Annotated in this window: 14 protein-coding genes; 3 read left to right on the top strand and 11 right to left on the bottom strand. The window is 62.4% G+C overall.

The genetic code is table 11. From position 1 onward, the window contains the following. Window positions 1-287: 287 nt before the first annotated feature. The 4 genes from BMI01S_RS17630 to pobA form a co-directional block, all read right to left on the bottom strand. Complete coding sequence (locus BMI01S_RS17630; protein ID WP_028231246.1) at window positions 288-1,094, bottom strand: alpha/beta hydrolase; 807 nt, start codon at window positions 1,092-1,094, stop codon at window positions 288-290. A 348-nt stretch (window positions 1,095-1,442) separates the two neighbouring features. Then, complete coding sequence (locus tag BMI01S_RS17625; RefSeq protein ID WP_028212412.1) at window positions 1,443-2,363, bottom strand: adenylate/guanylate cyclase domain-containing protein; 921 nt, start codon at window positions 2,361-2,363, stop codon at window positions 1,443-1,445. Window positions 2,364-2,456: 93 nt separating this feature from the next. Then, a complete protein-coding gene (locus BMI01S_RS40880; RefSeq protein ID WP_028231245.1) occupies window positions 2,457-3,026 on the bottom strand; it encodes a hypothetical protein in 570 nt (189 codons plus the stop codon). Between the two features lie 263 nt (window positions 3,027-3,289). Beyond that, entirely contained in the window at window positions 3,290-4,474 is a 1,185-nt protein-coding gene (pobA, locus tag BMI01S_RS17615; protein ID WP_028212410.1) for a 4-hydroxybenzoate 3-monooxygenase, read from the bottom strand. Window positions 4,475-4,658: 184 nt separating this feature from the next. Between pobA and BMI01S_RS17610 the strand changes: the two genes are divergently transcribed. Beyond that, the gene (locus BMI01S_RS17610; RefSeq protein WP_028231244.1) at window positions 4,659-5,531 is read left to right on the top strand and encodes a helix-turn-helix domain-containing protein; all 873 of its coding nucleotides are present in this window, start codon (window positions 4,659-4,661) and stop codon (window positions 5,529-5,531) included. 95 nt (window positions 5,532-5,626) lie between these two features. On the opposite strand, the gene BMI01S_RS40875 is transcribed toward BMI01S_RS17610, so the two are convergent. Both BMI01S_RS40875 and BMI01S_RS17605 read right to left on the bottom strand, forming a co-directional pair. Further along, window positions 5,627-6,001: a porin gene (locus BMI01S_RS40875; RefSeq protein ID WP_407669024.1), complete on the bottom strand. Its 375-nt coding sequence runs from the start codon at window positions 5,999-6,001 to the stop codon at window positions 5,627-5,629. Continuing rightward, the gene (locus BMI01S_RS17605) at window positions 5,949-7,316 is read right to left on the bottom strand and encodes an MFS transporter (RefSeq protein WP_028231243.1); all 1,368 of its coding nucleotides are present in this window, start codon (window positions 7,314-7,316) and stop codon (window positions 5,949-5,951) included. Before BMI01S_RS17605 ends, BMI01S_RS40875 begins: the two co-directional genes overlap by 53 nt. Window positions 7,317-7,754: 438 nt before the next feature. On the opposite strand from BMI01S_RS17605, the gene BMI01S_RS17600 reads away from it, so the two are divergent. Next, on the top strand, window positions 7,755-8,660 hold the full coding sequence (locus BMI01S_RS17600; protein WP_028212408.1) for a helix-turn-helix domain-containing protein: 906 nt from the start codon (window positions 7,755-7,757) through the stop codon (window positions 8,658-8,660). Window positions 8,661-8,710: 50 nt separating this feature from the next. On the opposite strand, the gene BMI01S_RS17595 is transcribed toward BMI01S_RS17600, so the two are convergent. From BMI01S_RS17595 to BMI01S_RS17585, 3 genes are read right to left on the bottom strand one after another with little or no spacing between them, the layout of a single operon-like run. After that, window positions 8,711-9,058: an NIPSNAP family protein gene (locus BMI01S_RS17595; protein ID WP_028212407.1), complete on the bottom strand. Its 348-nt coding sequence runs from the start codon at window positions 9,056-9,058 to the stop codon at window positions 8,711-8,713. Continuing rightward, window positions 9,055-10,776, bottom strand: a complete 1,722-nt coding sequence (locus BMI01S_RS17590; protein ID WP_028231242.1) for an FAD-dependent oxidoreductase — start codon at window positions 10,774-10,776, stop codon at window positions 9,055-9,057. The genes BMI01S_RS17595 and BMI01S_RS17590 overlap by 4 nt, the downstream gene beginning before the upstream one ends. 34 nt (window positions 10,777-10,810) lie before the next feature. After that, window positions 10,811-11,656, bottom strand: a complete 846-nt coding sequence (locus tag BMI01S_RS17585) for an SDR family NAD(P)-dependent oxidoreductase (RefSeq protein WP_028231241.1) — start codon at window positions 11,654-11,656, stop codon at window positions 10,811-10,813. A gap of 122 nt (window positions 11,657-11,778) precedes the next feature. On the opposite strand from BMI01S_RS17585, the gene BMI01S_RS17580 reads away from it, so the two are divergent. Beyond that, entirely contained in the window at window positions 11,779-12,699 is a 921-nt protein-coding gene (locus BMI01S_RS17580) for a helix-turn-helix domain-containing protein (protein ID WP_028212404.1), read from the top strand. Window positions 12,700-12,721: 22 nt separating this feature from the next. Here the strand turns inward: BMI01S_RS17580 and benC are convergent, their stop codons facing one another. Further along, on the bottom strand, window positions 12,722-15,502 hold the full coding sequence (benC, locus tag BMI01S_RS17575) for a benzoate 1,2-dioxygenase electron transfer component BenC (protein ID WP_028231240.1): 2,781 nt from the start codon (window positions 15,500-15,502) through the stop codon (window positions 12,722-12,724). An 837-nt stretch (window positions 15,503-16,339) separates the two neighbouring features. Then, complete coding sequence (locus tag BMI01S_RS17570) at window positions 16,340-18,001, bottom strand: NRAMP family divalent metal transporter (RefSeq protein WP_028212402.1); 1,662 nt, start codon at window positions 17,999-18,001, stop codon at window positions 16,340-16,342. Between the last annotated feature and the right edge of the window lie 44 nt (window positions 18,002-18,045).

The following is an 18,045-nucleotide window of genomic DNA, read 5'->3' as shown; positions in this document are numbered from 1 at the left end:
GCAGATGGCAAGCGTAAAGGTGATCAGCACGGAACCCTTTACGCTGGATCCGCGGCTGTTTGGCCAGCCGACGCGATGAGCCTGATGTCGATGGCAGGCGGAAGACCATGCCCCGCGATCAGATGTCAAGGTTCGCGATGTGCATGCTGGCGGTCAAGGCGCTCTCCAGACATCGAAGCTAAAAAGCACGATCGTTCTAAAATGCGATAATAAAGATTATGTCAAATTTGCGATTCAACCGGCACAACTCTAGCGGCCTCGCTGCCCCAAACCCTGTCAGCGCCGCTTCACCCGGCGCCAAGCCACGCGAGGATCTGCTTCCAGTCGCCCTGACTCATGGCCCCGAACCAGTCGTCATGATCGGCTGTCGGTAATAAAAGAAGCCGTGCGTGATCGTGTTCGCTCGCGAACCGGCGCGCATGCGCGACGGGAATCAACGTGTCCTGCTGCGCACCGACGATGACGACCGGCCCGTCGTAGCGAGACAGTGCGGCGACGGAATCGAAGGGATCGTGCAGCAGCCAGCGCACCGGGAAAAGCGGGTATTTCTCCGCGGCGACATCGGCGAGCGTGTCCCACGGCGTGATAAGCACGACGCCCGCTACCGCCGCCTCGTTGCCTTTTGTCACCTGCGACGCCATGCCGGCGCCCAGCGATTCGCCGATCAGAAAGACCGGGCCGCCCCATTGAGCGAGCGTTCCCGCCAGGGCCTCGCGCGAGGCCGCCACCGCCGCCTTCATCGTGCGTGCGCCCGAACGGTTGCCGTGTCCCGGATACTCGACGATGACGACGCGATATCCATTGCGCACGAAGACATCAGCGAGTGGCAGCTTGGTCTGTGCCGACTCCTCGTTTCCGTGATAGACGATAAACGTGCCACGCGCCCGCTTTCCGGCCGGTGTCACGACATAACCCGCGTATTCGCCGTGCGTCCTCAAGACAGCGATTTCGTCGCCAGCGTGCGTGACCGTCCGCAGATCGGCTGCATCAGGCGTAGATGGCAGCAGGATGCTGTCCTGCATCAGAAACAGTGCGGCCATCGCGCAAAGATACGCTGCGACGGCCAGAAAGAAGACACAGGAAAATAGACGCATGCCATGTCCCGCTCGGTTGGCTGCGTAGAGTCGAGACAAGTGGCAATGCTGGCCCGGACTCACGCGCGTATCAAACCAAACGTTAGCAGAGGTTGAATTCGATTGTTTTGTGCGCGATTACGAGGTCGATTTGGGAAATTCACCTCCTTTCCATTTAGCAGCGATGTCATCAGGGGATTCGTTGCTCATAGAGCGCTTTTTGGACGCTACGGCTGAATCACTGTGAAAGCGGGTTGACGATAGGAGTCAATATCAGCGCCATATCAGTGTTTCACCTCCAAAAACAGGATGTGCCCCTGTAACCTGCGACGCCTGAAGCGGTGATGTTCTTGCACCAGAGCCCGTCGATCAACCCGGCGGTCTGGGCAGACGTGTGCAGGAAAACTCCACGCGCTCCGCTCCCTCGCCGTCGGACGGCCCGAATGAGATCCAGCCGTGCCCCCAGAGCGTCACCTCGTCGCGGCGCAGGATCAGTTCATGGCCACCGTCGATCGTGATGCGCGTGCCATTAGAACTGCAGTCACGCAACACGTACTTTCCGCCACGGCACTCGATCGACGCGTGCACCCTCGATGCCCGGCAATCGCGCACGACGATGCTCATGTTGGCGCCACGGCCGATCGTCACCAGCGAGGACGTCTCACTCATGTCCATGCCCGCCTCCCCATAGCGCAGGGTCAACAACGATGCACAAGGCAGGCGCGTCAGGTCGTTACCCATAACTGTCAGATCGGCGCCCTGCTGCCAGATCGCCTCGAACAACTCCGTTGGCTGTCTTTTTCCCCGCACCTGTATCGGGTAAAGATAGCGCGCCATCTGACGCAGTCGCGCCGGCAGACACTCTACGGCGTCCTTGCTCGTGACGACCTGCCCCGGCGAAGCAAGCTCCGTCAGTCGGGCGGCCAGATTCACGGTGTCGCCGAACACGTCTCCTCTTTCATCAGGCAACACGGGACCGTGATGAAAACCGATACGCAGCGACATCGGCTGCCCCACCAGCACAGGCAACTCCGAGACGGCCATCTGCATGTCGATCGCGGCCTGCATCGCATATCCGGCTGACGGAAACACCGCCATGACTTCGTCGCCAATGGTCTTGACGATTCGCCCCTCCAAGGCTTCCGCGCACGATTTCATTACCGCAATACACTGCGCAATCGCCTCGAAGGCAACCATGTCACCAACGGTCTCGTAAATCTCCGTGCTGCGGCTTACGTCCGCGAACATCACGGATTCGTAGGACGTCGGATATTTCGCTTCATCAACCATGAGCAAGCCGTCGTCAGGTCGTCAAGCCGGCGTCGAAGCGCCGTTCCTCTGCAGCCCATGAAGGGCTCCCGCTCGTCAGTGTAGTCCGTCCGATCAACCATCACCATCGCCTGCACCTAAGGCACGGATGGCTGCACCGACCGGTGACGACCGATTGCCGCTGTGCAAAATGTGCGCGACAAAGGGCACGCAGATTATTTCATCACAATTCTGGCATCTGCAGGCCACGGCACATGTGGCGCCAAAACGGAACGACTCCGTGAGCGCGCATTCGGGCGCGTCGATCTGCGCCATCGCAATGATCGCGCCACGCCGCCCGTAGATTTTCTGGTAAGGGTCGCCCAAGTCGATGATCTGCGCACAGCGCTGCCGGCCGAGGACCGACAGCATGGCACCATCGCTGCCCTGCGCCTCGTCGACGAATGAAGTCGGCTTCGATGCGTGGCTCCGGGAGTGCCCAGAGCTTCGGGAACACATCAGGCGAAATGGTGCGCGTGGCGTGGATTGCCGCGCCTCTTCCCACAGCCGCCCGGCGAAAGGCAGCAGGCAGGTTCGCAGTTGCACGGCCACCGCTTCGTGGATCATTCCATCGACGAGGGCGTGTTGCGCTGCCGGCCGGAGATCGTCTGACCGGCATGACCTGTCCCGCCCATCGACGATCATCCGGCCAATCTCCAATGGGATGATCAGAGGGCCTTGCCCGTGACTGCCCGCGCTTTCAGCGGGCCCGTCCTGCCAGCGCGTGCGGCGGCTCGCCCGGAAGGCTCAACCGGTTTCGTAGCGGCGGGCTGATACAGGTCCCTACATGCATCGCAGAAGGCGTGGATGCCGGCGGATGAATATGAGAGCTCGGAATACCAGGCCGCGCACCCCGCGATTCATCTGCAAAGCCGGCGAGTGCGAATCAAGCGAACATCACAGTTGCTTCATTCAACGGGTTCGTACGGCAAGCCCACATAGTTTTCCGCGATCGTCTTGAGCCCGGCGTCGGAAGTCGTGTAGTAGTCGTAGTCGGTGCGCTGCATACGCTTGTCGAAGGCGTCGCGCTCCGAGAACTCGTGCAGCAGGTTCGTCATGAACCACGAGAAACGTTCGGCCTTCCACACGCGGCGGAGCGCGATCTGCGAGTACTTTTCAAGCAGATCGGTGCGGCCGTCGCGGTAGACGCGATTCAGAATCCGATACAGCGTGCTCACGTCGCTCGCAGCGAGATTGAGACCCTTCGCACCGGTCGGCGGCACGATGTGCGCCGCGTCGCCAACGAGAAACAGCTTGCCGTACTGCATCGGCTCAACTACATAGCTGCGCAGCGGCGCGATGCTCTTCTCGAGCGAGGGACCCGTGACGATCTTCTCAGCCACGTCCTGTGGCAGGCGTGTCTTCAACTCTTCCCAGAAGCGTTCGTCGGACCAGTCTTCGACCTTCTCGGTCAACGGCACTTGCAGGTAGTAACGGCTGCGTGTCGTCGAACGCTGGCTGCACAGCACAAATCCGCGCTCGTGATGCGCGTAAATCAGTTCGTGGTTGACAGGCGGGGTATCGGACAGCATGCCGAGCCAGCCAAACGGATAGACGCGCTCGTAATGCGTGAGCACTTCCTCTGGGATCGTCTTGCGCGAAACGCCATGGAAGCCATCGCAGCCCGCGACGTAATCGCAATCCAGACGGTATGTCTCGCCGTTCTTTTCGAATGTGACGTAGGGCGCTTCGCCCTTCACGTCGTGCAACTGAACGTTGGCCGCTTCGTAGATCGTGGTCGCACCGCTTGCCGCGCGTGCCGCCATCAAATCGCGCGTCACTTCTGTCTGGCCGTAAACCAGCACCGACGAGCCACCCGTGAGCTGCTTCAGGTCGATCCGGTCACGCCGCCCACCGAACACGAGTTCGATGCCGTCGTGAACCAACCCTTCCGCATCCATGCGCTCGCTCACGCCCGCTTCGCGCATCAGGTCGACCATGCCCTGCTCGAGCACGCCCGCACGGATTCGGCCGAGCACGTATTCGCCGCTTTGACGTTCAAGAATGACGTTGTCGATACCCGCCTTGTGCAGCAATTGTCCCAAAAGCAGGCCGGACGGCCCGGCGCCGATGATCGCTACTTTGGTCTTCATGACCGATGTCTCCTGTAATCGTCTGCACCGCGGCTTCTACTTTGCTCTACGAGCCCCAATTAGCAGCGTCGCGGTTGAATTGTATTTTTCTAGAAACCCGCCGCGCTGATAAGGCAATTTTTTCGAATAAAATTGGACTTTTAGAAAGTCCAATGCGGGCCGAAAAACCCGCTATCGAACACTCATGAAGCATCCGGCGCAGCACGACATCCCCGTCTTCAAGTTATACGGCGAAGGGCCTGACTGGAGCACGCTCGATTTGCTGCACTGCGAGTCGATACCCGAGCGAAGCAGCTTGCATGACTGGGAAATCCGGCGACACCGGCACGCGGACCTCGCGCAAATCCTGTATGTCCAGAAAGGCGTGGCACGGCTCGAAATTGAGGGCGAGATGACACGGATAGATAGGCCATCGGTCCAGGTCGTCCCGCCGATGTGCGTGCACGGCTTCCAGTTCTCTCCGGAAGTCGACGGATATGTGATTACTGTCGCTGCGCCGCTGATGAACTGGCTTCAGCAGCAAATCGATGCGCCGCGCCGCGTGCTTGAGCACCCGGGCTGCTATTCGGTCGGCAGCGACCAGCCTTACCTGAACACACTGTGCGTCCGGTTGAATCAGGAATACGGCCTTCCCGCGCCTTCAAGGGACTTGATGCTCCGCTCGCTCGTGAGCGCGCTCGTCGTATGGGTCAGTCGCCAGGATCAGCAAGGCGAGGAAAGGGGCGAACTTCAGGATCGCGGCCAGGCCTACCTGAGGGCATTCTCCGGCCTGATCGAAAAACACTACCGCGAACATTTTCCGATCAGCCGCTACGCCGAGCGCCTGGGCGTGACGCCAGTGTATTTGAATATGGTTTGCCAGCGCATAGCGGGCAAAAGCGCCCTCGCCCTCGTCCACCAGCGATTGTTGCTGGAGGCCAAGCGCAGTCTCACCTACACCGCACTCAATATCAATCAGGTATCCGATTTTTTGGGCTTCACGGAGCCCGCGTATTTCACGCGTTTCTTCAAGCGATTCACTGGCGTGACGCCAAACGCCTTTCGCAGGCGAAAATGATAACCCTGTTGCCAGTATCGGGCTGGCCGCTCTTCAGAGAGACCAGCGCGATCGCGCATCCCGGCGCAAGGCCACACGCCCTTGTGAGCGCGTGGTCATTGGCCTGATCCAAGAGCCGCCTGTCTGTGCAGCGATGGCTCAGAACCTGTGACGAAGCGCGACGCGTACCAGCGCCTGGTGGCGGTTCGACGAGTCGCCGGCATTGCCGATGTTAGCCACTGCAGGCGCACCGGTGGACGCCTTACCCGACCTTCGGCGTAGAGGTCGGTTCGCTTCGAAAGAAAGTAATCGGCCATCACACTGACCCGATTGAAATGCTGATTGCCGACGCTTGCGCCATCCGGTGTATGGACGTCGTTGCCCTTCGCGTAATCGTAGGCCGCGCCGAGACTGAATGCTGACGTGGCCGACCCTTGCCTAGTGCATCGGCACGCTTTGTTGCGCGCGCGTTTGCGAGGCGGCTGCGCCACGCCCGATCATCACGAACAGCGCGCACGCGGACACCAGCGCCGGCACGGCAAGCAGGCTGAACACGGAACCGATCTGCCAGCCAAAGCCCATCAGGGCTGCGCCGACCAGTGCCCCTGCCACTCCCCCTATGCGCCCCACGCCGAGCATCCAGGCAACGCCAGTCGCCCGCCCTTGCGTCGGATAAAACGCGGCGGCCAGCGCAGACATCGACGTGACTGCGCTCGTGACCAATGTCCCGGTCAAGAAGATGAGCGTGCCGAGCCACAAATGGTGGCCGACACCGCGCCCTACCAGCAGAACCATTACTGCGGCTAACACATACGTGGCGGCGATCACGCGATTGGCGTTGAGACGGTCCATGAACCAGCCGACGCACAGATTGCCCAGCACGCCCCCAAGCGGGAAAAGTGAGGTCATCATGGCTGCACGCGCGCCGGAGAAGCCCGTGTCGCGAAACAGCGTGGGCAGCCAGTTGGTGAGCAGGTAATAGATCAGTAGGCCCATGAAGTACGCGAGCCACAACATCATTGTCCCGAAGCGGTACTGTCGCGACAGGACGACGCGAATCGCCGATTCGCGCTTCGCGCTCACGCCGCCCTCAGGCGCAACGAAGCGGCAGCCATCGAACGCCGTGCCGGGTGCAATACGGCCGAGGATCCGTGCGATCTTCGCGCCGGCACGCTGACGTACCGCCATGAACAGAACGGACTCGGGCAAGAGCAGGATCAGCAGAACCGTAAGCACGATTGGCCCGATACCGCCCGCGACCAGCACGCTTTGCCAGCCAAAATGCGGAATTAACCATGCAGAGGCGAATCCGCCGAGCGCGAGGCCGGTGGAAAAGCCACAGAACATCGTATTGACGACGACCGCGCGCACGCGTGTCGGCGCATATTCGGACATCAGCGTGACGGCGTTCGGCATGGCAGCGCCGAGACCGAGACCCGTGCAGAAGCGCAGCACGGTCAGCGACTCGACCGTGCCGGCAAATGCCGCCGCAAGACTCCACAGCCCGAAGAACGCCACGGAAAGCACCAGCACGGTCTTGCGTCCGAGCCGGTCGGCGAGCGGGCCGGCCAGCACCGCGCCGATGCCGAGCCCGACCAGCGCCGCGCTCATCACCGGACCGAGCGCGACACGCGCAATGCCCCACTGCTGCACGAGCGACGGCGCGATGAAGCCGATGGCTGCCGTGTCGTAGCCGTCGGCGGCGACCACGAGAAAGCACAGCACGAGAATGATCCACTGAAATGGGGAGAAGCGTTGGCCGTCAATGAAGGCCTGGGTATCGACTACGCGTTCGAAGGTCTTCATTGCCGCCCTCCAGCAACGTGATGGACAAGCGGGGGCAACGCGCCGGCGGGGCCGACGGGATCGAGCGTTTCCATTGCGATGTCTCCTGAGATCAATGTCGTTCTTTTGCGGCGCCGTGCCCGCGGGTGCGGGACGGCCGGTGTCTGCCACGGCGCGCCGCAGCGCCGTGGCGTGAGAGGTTCGTGTCAGCGCTCGCGCAGCGTGAGCGCGCCACGCGCGACGTCTTCCCCGCCACATTCAGCCAGTCTGCACTGGCTCCCTTGTTTTGTTAGGCATCCGAATCTCTCCCATGAAGGGCATACGCCAAAGCGTGTCCTGTGTCTCCAGCGAAAAATCTTCGTCGATTCCGCCTGCCTGAAGTATAGGCAGACGGCGCCGGGAGATCATGGACAAAACTGTGGAAAAACAGGACAATCTGTACATCTCAGGGAAGGCGACATGAGGAAAATCCCTAGTTACGAGCTGTACGGAGAAGCGTCGGCCGCGCGTCCGCCGTGGCATGACGCATTCAATTTCGAGTGGATTCCCGAGCGCAGCCGGCCGAACGACTGGAACATTCCCGCGCACCGTCACGACGCGCTGCTGCAGTTTCTCTACATCCGCAGCGGTCGTGGTCACGTCGTCATCGAGAGTGAAAAAACACCGTTTGACCCGCCCTGCCTCGTGATTCTTCCCGCGCAGGTGGTGCACGGTTTCGCGTTTTCGCCGGAGATCGATGGCCTTGTCGTCACGGCGGCACAGCGCGCGCTGGAGTCCATCGCGAAGTCCGTTTCAACGTCGCTAGTCGCGGTTCTCCAGCGCCCCGCCGTCATTCCGGTGCGCGGGTCAGCAGCCAGCGACGAGACGCTGATGCCGCTCTTTCATCTGCTCGAGACTGAATTTCGCCGCGGCGCGGCCGGTTATGCGGCAGCGGGCATGTCGCTGTTAATGGCACTTTTTGTACAGGCGGCACGGCTTATCGACGATGCCAACGTGCCGGTGGCCGCGCTCGCCGCGCGGCGCAGTCTGCAAATCAGACGCTTTCGCGAGCTGATTGCCCAGCACTTCCGGGAGCATCGTCCGGTCGAGTTCTATGCAGCCGCGCTCGATGTCACCCCGCCGCAACTCGGGCGCATCTGCCGCGAAGAACTCGGTTCGTCACCCACTGCGCTGATCAACGACCATCTGATTCGCGAAGCGCAGCGCGATCTGGTCTACTCGGGCATGACCGTCAAGCAGATAGCGCACAGCCTGGGATTCGAGGACAGCGCCTATTTCAGCCGCTACTTCCGCAAGCAGACAGGCGCGACGCCCCGCGAATTCCAGAGCGCTGCACATCGCGACCTGGCATTGGGTCCGTCGTAGCGCGATACGCGAAAAGAAACGCAGCGGGTGTGTGATAGCGGCGTATCGGCTTACGCTGCGACGCTACCCAGCGCGGCGGCACGAATGAGCCGTGTCTCCTGTGCCGTGATCAGATGGCCCGATGCCTTGAGATAGGCGGGGAAAGCCGGATGCGTATCGCGTGCGAGGCACCGTCGTTCGTAGTCCGCAAGATCGTCATACCCCCACAGGTGGGTGAACTGGTTCTGCTGCCCCACCAGGCTTGTCCAAAAGCCGAGCGGGTGCCCAAGGGTCTCGAGCAGGATCGGCATGGCGAGCCGGTCAAACACCTCGATGAACTCGGGCATCTTGCGCAGCGCGATGGTGTAGATCCGGAAATCCACGAGAGGCTTTGCCAGATACATCGGATTGCGGCTCATGCGTGCACCTTCTCTTTGCTGGTCGTGGCCTTGTTGGCAATGGCGTTACCCGTGACATAGCCGAACGTCATGTTGGGACCATGGGTGATACCGGCGCCCGGATAGTTGCCGCCCATCACGCTGCGTCGGTCATTGCCAACCGCGTAAAGGCCCTCGATCTCGCTGCCGTCGGCGCGCAGCACCTCGCCGGTGACGCTGGTCCGGAGGCCGTCGAACGTGCCCAGATCGCCCATCACCACCTTCACCGCATAGAAGGGGCCGGTCGAAATCGGTGCAACGCAAGGATTGGGCTTGTTGTCCGGATCGGCGAGATAGCGGTTGAACGACGTGCGACCGCGATTGAACGCCGGGTCTTCGCCGCGCACGGCATCGCCGTTGTAGGTGCGAATCGTCTTCTCGAGCGCTTCGGGAGTAATGCCGCAATTGCGGGCCAGCTCGCCGATCGTCTCGCCCTTGACGAGGTAGCCTTTGCGCAGCAGCGGTCCCACCGGCATCGGCGCGGGCTTGGCATAGCCCAGGCCATACTTGCCCAGCGCGACCTTATCGCAGATCAGCCACATCGCCGTCTCGCGCTCACCTTCGCAGGCACGGATCAGCGCCGAGCCAACGTCGTGGTAGGAGTTCGATTCATTGGTGAAGCGCTGACCGCTGCGCAGCACGCCGATCACGCCGGGCTTGTAGCGGTCGAGCAAATGCGGGAACACGCCCGTGCGGCCCTTGCCGAAAGGCACCTTCGACACAGGCATCCACGCCGACGCATCGGGGAAGCCAAGCTGAACGGCGCCCCCCACCTTCTCCGCCATGGTCAGTCCATCGCCCGTGTTGCCGACGGGCGTGGGCGAGAGATGTTCACCCCCACGCTTCACATGCGGATAGACCTGCGCAATGCGCCTGAGATCGTGAGGGAAGCCGCCGCAAGCCAGCACGACGCCGTGCCGGGCGGCGACGCGCAGCTCACCGTCCGCTGCGCTCGCGAGCACACCGACTACCTTGCCCTGCTTGCTCAGCAGTTGCTTCACGGGTGTCGAAGTGTGGATCGGAATACCGATCGCCAGCGCCGACTTCGCCAGCCTAGCAGCGAGCGCGTTGCCGCTCGTTACGTTGATCCCCCGGCGGTAAAGCGCCAGCTCCTTGATGTGCGTAGCTAAACGGCGAGCCACATAGCAGAACGAAACAATCGACCTGGTTGCGCGGAAGAAGTGCTTGAGGTCCGCGTTGGAGGAATTGAACATCATCCCCATGAAGGTGATCGTCTCGAGCGGCGGCTTGAGGCGTCGCATGTCCTTGCCCAGTCCGCGAATATCGTAGGGTGCGGCGAGGATCGAGCGGCCGATGTCCGCGCCGCCGGGCGCATCCGGGTGATAGTCCGGATAGAGCGTGGGCACGAACTTCATCTCGGTCTCCCGCTCGAAGAACTCGACCATTTTCGGCCCGTTCTCGATAAAGCACTGGACCGAGGCGGCATCGTAGTTGCTGCCCGTCTCGCTCATCATGTATTCGCGCACGCGCTCGACGGTGTCCGCCGGGTTCTGCTGCCGGCCATATTTGCTCAACGGAATCCACAAGACCCCGCCCGACAGCGCGGTAGTACCGCCGAACACAGGCTCCTTTTCGAGCACGATGACATCGAGGCCGCGCTTCTTTGCGGTGATTGCGGTGGCGAGGCCCGCTGCCCCAGATCCGACCACGACCAGATCGCAAGTGATCTCCTTGACCATATCCACTCTCCTTTTCGTTATGGTGTGATGGCGCTCACGCGGCCGGGGTGGCGTTAAAGCCAGGGCGCGGAACCATGTCCATCAGCATGCAATCGAGCCCGCCGTCGACGAGCACTTCGGAGCCATTGACGTAAGCTGCGAGGTCCGAGGCGAGGAACATTGCCGGGCCGGCGAGATCCTCCGGCTCGCCAATGCGGCGGCTTGCGGTGGCAGCGGCACGGCGCGCCTCAAAGCCAGGCTCCTCGTAGAACTTCGCGGACAGCGCGGTGCGGATCATGCCGGGCAGCACGCAGTTGCTGCGCACGCCGCGCGGGCCCCACTCTGCCGCCAACTGCCGCGAGAGCAGCAGCACGCCCGCCTTGCTAGGGCTATAGGAACCGCTATTAGTCTGCGGATTGAACGCCGCAATCGAGGCAACGTGCACGATACTGCCCTTGCCTGCGGCCAGCATGTCGCGCCCGAATGCGCGGGCACAGAGAAGATAGCCCGTGAGGTTCACGGCAATGGCCTGGTTCCAGTCCGCGATCGAGACCGTCTCGAGCGATCCGGCGCGTAGTAGTCCTGCATTGTTGACGAGCACGCTGGCCGAACCGAGGGCTGAGCGAACCTCGTCGGCGGCTGCGCCAACCGAAGCCTCGTCCGACACGTCGCAGCCGAACGCCTGCGCCACGGCACCTGCCTCCCGCAGCTCGGCGGCGACAGCTTCTGCGCCAGCAAGATTGCGGTCCACAAGCGCTACATGCGCTCCAGCACTGGCGAAGGCACGCGCGATGCCGGCACCAATGCCACTACCCGCGCCCGTGATCACGCAGACCTTGCCATTGAAGTTCAGCCCGTAGGAGGCCGAGGCGGCTGCGCGATTTTCAATTTGCTGTGCCATGCAATTTATCCCTTAAATTTTCCGTGGATTTGCGCTACCTGAAATCCGTATCGCCATTGAACGCCTCACGCGCCTGTGGAACAATGGACAGAGATTACATATAACAGGACATACCGTGCATCATGGCCCATGACCAACAGCGCCGCCGGAGCGTTCTGCACTTCGCGCTCTACGGTGCGGAAGCCGGCCAATCCTGGGTCGACATGGTGCATTACGAGCCCATTCCCCTGCGTGCCGGCCGTTTCGACTTCGAGATCAAGCCGCACGTTCACGACGCGCTGATCCAGGTGCTCTACGTCACCCGCGGGGGCGGCGAAACCTTCATCGACGGCAGAACGTGGGCGGTCGTTGCGCCATGCCTGATCGTCGTGCCAGCGCACTCGGTCCACGGGTTTCACTTCCGCAGCGACATCGACGGTCACGTCATCACCGCGGCGCAGCCTGCGCTGGAATCGCTGGCGATGACAGCCGCGCCCGAGTTGCTGGAATTCATGCGCACGCCAACGGTGCTCTCGGTCGATCCCGATGTCGAACGCGGCACACCGCTGGACACGCTTTTTCAGTCGATCGGGCACGAGGCTCAGAGCCACGAGCGCTGGCAGTTCACCGCAGGCGCGGCACTCGCGATCGCCCTCTTCGTCAAGATCGGGCGCCTCAGCGAGAGCGCCCGTCTTTCGGCCAGCTCAGAGCAGCGGACAATGGCGGCGCGGATCGAACGGTTCCGCGCCCTGCTCGACCGCCATAGCCGTGAGCGGCGGCCAGTCTCCAGCTACGCCGACGAAATGGGCGTGACCACTGGCCAGCTCTCCCGCATCTGCCGCGCCACCTTCGGGATCTCGGCAAGCGAGGCCATCGACGCACGCTCGATCCATGAGGCCAAGCGGCTGCTCGGCTATTCGACGCTCAGCGTGAAGCAGATCGCCAGTGAACTGGGGTTTCAGGACGAAGCATATTTCGGGCGTTTTTTCCGCAAGCAAACGGGACTCCGGCCTACCGAGTACCGCCTGGCGGCCCACGATCGATCCTTGCCGGGCACGGACTGACCCGACCGCCCCCGTACCCGTTTCATACCGACAGCCCGCCGAGCTTGACGAACAGGTGCTCCGGCCCGGAGTTGGTCAGATTGTTGCCCCGCACATACTGGATCGGCCTTGCCGGATCGAGCGCAATGGCGCCGATCTTGCGGGACAGAGCCTTGGTCGCGATCAGCGTCTCCAGCTTGGCGAGCGGCGCGCCAAGGCATTTGTGCACGCCGTTGCCGAAGCCCAGGTGGCCGCTGGAATCGCGGTCGATATCGAATGTCTCGCCGTCGGCAAACTTGCGGCTATCGCGGTTCGCCGCTGACAGCAGCAATCGCACCACCGCGCCCTTGGGCAGATCGATGCCTGCGACCGTGGTGGCTTCGGTGGTGATGCGGCTCACGCGCTGGACGGTGCCACGATAGCGCGCCACCTCCTCGACGAAACGATCGGCGTCGGCGGGGTTTCCGCGGATACGTCCCAGCAGATGCGGCTGTTCGGCAAGCATGCGGAAAGCATTGGCGACAAGGATGGTCGTCGTGTCGTGCCCGGCGATGAAGACGAAGGCGCACAGTTCTTTCGCTTCCTTTTCCGAAAGCAGACCGTCCTTCCACATGCGCGCGATATGCCCGCCGATCGATTGGCTATCGGTGAGAGCGAGCCGCTCCATCGCTTCCTTCAGGTATGCGAAGAAAGCCTGCGCGCTCTGCTCGTCGGTGCCGGTCCCCGGCGCGTTGCGGGCAAGGCGCCCGAAGTAGCTAAAGGTCTCGTCCGACCAGAACTTCATCTTCTCCTCATCCTCGTTCGGCACGTCGATCATCGTGGAGATGGTGGAGATGCTGAGCGGGATGGCGAAATCATTGACGACATCACCGCCACCTTTGGCGATCATCGCGTCGAGCAGGTCCTCCGCCCTTTGCGCGATCTGGTCAACAAACGGATCGAGCGCCAGCGGCAGGAAGGATGGCTGAACGACCTTGCGCAAGCGCGAATGGTCGGGCGCGTCGAACAACGTCAGGAAGGTCAGCGGCGGCGGGCTGACGACCTCGGAGGAAAACAGCTTCGGGTTGCGGATCGCCTGGTAGACATCGTCATAGCGCGAGAGGAACCACACGTCCGAAGTCGCCGACTGGCAACGCAGCACCGGCGCATGTTCCCGCATCCAGCGGTAGTGCTCGTAAGGGTCGCCTTGCGAGCCGTCGTCGACCACCTTGAATGGCTCCAGCCCCTCGGGCCAGTCCAGTTCGTGTGAATAGGCCTGAAGCGTTTTGGCCGTGAACGGGCAAACCTGCGGCGCGCTTTGCGGCACGGCAATTGGGGGCGCGGCGACCTTAGGGGCCGTCTTGCCCAGCGCCAGCCGCTCCAGCGCACGGCTCATCGTGGCCTTGGAATGGAGCGCATGCAGCGCAATCACTTCTTGTGCCTTGTTCAGGTCGCCCAGTTCGAAGGCGCCGACAATGTCCCGGTGCTGCTGGACGATATCGCCGACGATCTCGATCTGGTCGGTTAGCGCGCGCGCGATGAAGTCCTGCACGGCCAGTTGCCGGTAGAGCGCGATCAGCTGGGCGTTTCCGGAGGCTTCAATCGTGAACAGGTGGAAGGCGTAGTTTGCCTCGATATAGCGCGCCACGTCAGTAAAGCGCTGCCCGGACACGTACGGCGCCGTCGCCTCGGCGAGCTGGCGGAAGCGGATCAACTGCTCGCTCGACAGCCGGCCCATGGTCAGCTGGGCTGCCCCCAGTTCGAGTGCCATGCGCAGGTCGAAGGCTTCATCGACATCGACAGGCGCGATGCGCTCTTCGCCGGTCTGCACCACCAGGCCGGTACCGGCGAACTTCTCGTAATAGAAGTTGCGCGGCGCGAGCCCTTCGGCCGAGAGGTGGTTGCGCACCGCATCGACCATCGGCGGCGGGCCGCACAGGTAGACATCCGCGTCGCCGTCGTTGAGCTGCGAAGGGATGATGTGATGCGTCACATAGCCCTTGTGGGGGTGGGCACTGTCGGGACTGGCGACGGTGCAGGCATAGGTGAAGTTCGGCAGACGCTCTGCATAGGCTTCGAGCCGGTCGACGCCAACCAGATCCTCATCGGTGTTCACGCCCAGGATCATGTGAATCGGGTACGGGCTGCCGCCGTCCTCTACGATCTTGTCCAGCATCGAGAGGAACGGCGCGAGGCCCGTGCCACCCGCCAGAAACAGCACCGGGCGCTCGATCTTGCGCAGATAGAAGCCACCCATCGGGCCGCGAAACTCGATTTCGTCCCCTGCCTTGGCGCTTTCGCACAGCCAGGTCGACATCGCCCCTTGGCGCACGTTGCGCACAAGGAAGGACAAATGCGGCTCCGACGGCCCCGAACTGAAGGAGTAGGACCTTGTTTGATCGGTTCCGGGCACGCGGATGTTGACGTACTGGCCAGGAAGGAAGCTGAGATTCGCGCGGTTCTCCAGCTCGACCGAGAAGGCGATCGTGCTGCCCGACGCGCGCTGGCAGGCGACAATGCGCCCCCTGTGGGAGGTCGGGCCGGTGCCGGAGACAGCGGAGTTCGTGGCGATCTGGATTACGCAATCGGAACGCGGGCTCATCTGGCAGGTGAGAACCTTGCGCTCGCTCACCTCCTCCGGGCTGAGCGCATCGTCCACGCAGTCGCCCAGCACGTACTCGCCTGACTCGCAGACTGCCTTGCAGGTACCGCACACGCCATCACGGCAATCGAGTGGAATATTGATCTTTGCGCGAATCGCGGCATCGGTGATGCGCTCTGCGTCCGCGCACTCGATGAAGCGGGTCACGCCGTCCTCGAAACGGAGTGTGATCTGATGGGCCATGGCGGTGTCTCCTCTAGGGCCGTCCGAACTTCGCGCGCCGCTGGCGGAAGGTTCGGACGGGATGGCGCGCGGTATTTGCATTTCTCGCAAGCGCCCGGTGGGTTTGATGCCGCCAATTTAGAGCCTGAGCCGAGTTCCGCTCAATGGACAGAGACGACGTTCGCCCGGACAAAACGTGCATCGCGATGGGGTCTGGATGTCCGTAGCAATTGCTACCGCACCCGCGTTTCGCGTCCAGAAGGTACAGACTGAGCACCTGACGTGAACGGCACGACGGGCGAAAACCCGCCAGGAGAACGGCTCGCGGGCCCGCCCCTGACCAGGGAGCGCACAGCGGCCTCAGATCGTCGTTGGGACGCCTTTTACCGTCGAGATATGTCGGCGCATTGTTCGGCGGTCCAGACGAAAGGCGTTTGCGCGGATAGCGGACCATCAGTCAGCAACAGCCCGCGCTGTGGTTTGGCGCTGAGAGAAACACCTTTCACCGGTCAAGGTACATTTCGCAACACTACAAATAAAAGCCCGCTCGCGGCGGGCCTAGCTTCCTGGTGACCTCTTGCGGTCGTATAGACGCGCCCAAGCGCGGCAATCAACGATCCGAACAGGCCACACTGCCTCTGCGAACGGGCGCCAATGAAAGTGCCTGCCGGGCCCCGCGGACCCGTCCCGACAGCACGACCCAGGCAGAAACGCCAGCGAAGCACCCCCACCCCGCGCGGCTGGCCGGCCGATCACGCTATGAGGGAGCCGTTGCGCACAGGTTGCCTGCGCCTGCGCTCAATTTCGCACACCGCGCGCTCGTGAAAAGGAGACCGACGTGTGCCTGCCCCATCCGCATTAGTGAATGGCCATCTGCACGACCTTCACGATGACGAGACCCACTGCGACGACGAGATACGTGCGCAGCACGCCCATCCACACGCGCGTCGACAACGTCAGGTGTTGCGGCGCCGACAGGTCGTCGAGCGGCGGCATGCGCCACGTGTTGCGCAACGCCTTGAGGGCTGGCTTGTTGAGCGCCGGCGCATCATGGTTGACAGCCTTACCGCGCGCCTTGCGCGAGAGCTCCACCGCGACGTACACGGCGGCGGCAAGTCCACATCCGCCCACGAGAATCTCGACGATCGCCGCACCGCTGATATCCGGAAATACGGTGGCGGACGTCAGGATGATCGACAGCACGACGAGCACGGCAATCACTGCACCCGTGAACACGTTCAGTTTCCTGGAATTCACCCACGGCCCAAGCACCGCCTTGTCGTTGCACAACAGCAGCAGGAACACCGTTGCGCTCGGCAGCAGCACGCCGGCGAGCGTCTGCACAGCCTCGGTCAGGAGGCCGAGCGGGCTGCCGGGCATCAGCACGAGGGCGGCAGCGAGCGCGATGATGCCGAAGTAGACGAGATAGAAGCCCTTCGCGTCGAGCACACTGCGATGCAGCGAGTGCTTGACCTTGAACACATCGCCGATCGCGTAGGCCGTCGAGAGCGAAACTGCGGCGGCACCGATGATCGACGCGTCGAGGAGCGCGACCGCAAAGATCGTCGCCGACGTCTGGCCGACATACTTGTGCAGGCCGGCAATCACCCCACCCGCATCGGTGAAATTGCCGAATTCGGGCCTGCCGTCAAACAGCGCGGCGGTGAAGGCCATCATTGCCACGGCGCCGATGATCACGAACGCGATGCCAATCCAGAGGTCGGCCTTTTCGTACTTCATGAAGCGCGGCGTAATGCGCTTGTCGATCACATAGCTCTGCTGGAAGAACAGTTGCCACGGTGCGACCGTCGTGCCGACGATGCCGATGACGAGCAGCATGACATCGGAGAGCTTCGAATGCTTCGGCCAGGTCGGCACGAGGAAGTCACGCGCAATGACACCGACAGGCGGGTGGATCGACACGAGCACCGGAACGAGCAGGAGACTCAACAGACACAGCACGATCGCGAAGCGTTCGAAGCGCCTGAAGTCGCCGGTACTGACCGCGGCCATCGTCAGCACTGCGGCGATGCAGACGCCGAGAACCTTCGAGACGCCGAGGAAATCAAGTGCAAACGTAATGCCGATGAACTCGGTGACGATCGTGAGCGCATTGAGCAGGAAGAGATCGATGACGCTGAACGCACCCCAGAACTTGCCGAAGCGTTCGAAGATGAGGCGCGCGTGACCGACACCGGTCACGGCGCCCAGGCGCAGCACCATTTCCTGGTTGACGTAGAGAACCGGTATCAGCAGTGCGAGCGTCCAGAGCAGCGACGTGCCGTAGTTCTGCCCAGCTTGCGTATAGGTGCCGAACGCGCCGGCGTCGTTATCGCCAACCATGACGATGAGGCCGGGGCCAAGGATGGCAAGCAGCGTGCGCAGACGCGCCATCCAGTTGCTGCGCGGGGCGGTGTCGTGGTGGGCGATCGTGCCGAAGGCACCCTTGATATCGCCGATGTGTGCATCGTCGAGCACAGCGGCCCGGCGCGGGGCGATGTTTGCTGGTGTGGTGGACATTTTGTTTATTCCTTGGCAGGGCTTTTTAATTTGATGATCGAGGT

The organism is Paraburkholderia mimosarum LMG 23256 = NBRC 106338, from assembly GCF_000739815.1.
In the GTDB taxonomy this organism is placed as follows: domain Bacteria; phylum Pseudomonadota; class Gammaproteobacteria; order Burkholderiales; family Burkholderiaceae; genus Paraburkholderia; species Paraburkholderia mimosarum.
The sequence above is the reverse complement of the archived record's forward strand: the minus strand, read 5'-3'. Positions and strand labels throughout refer to the sequence as shown.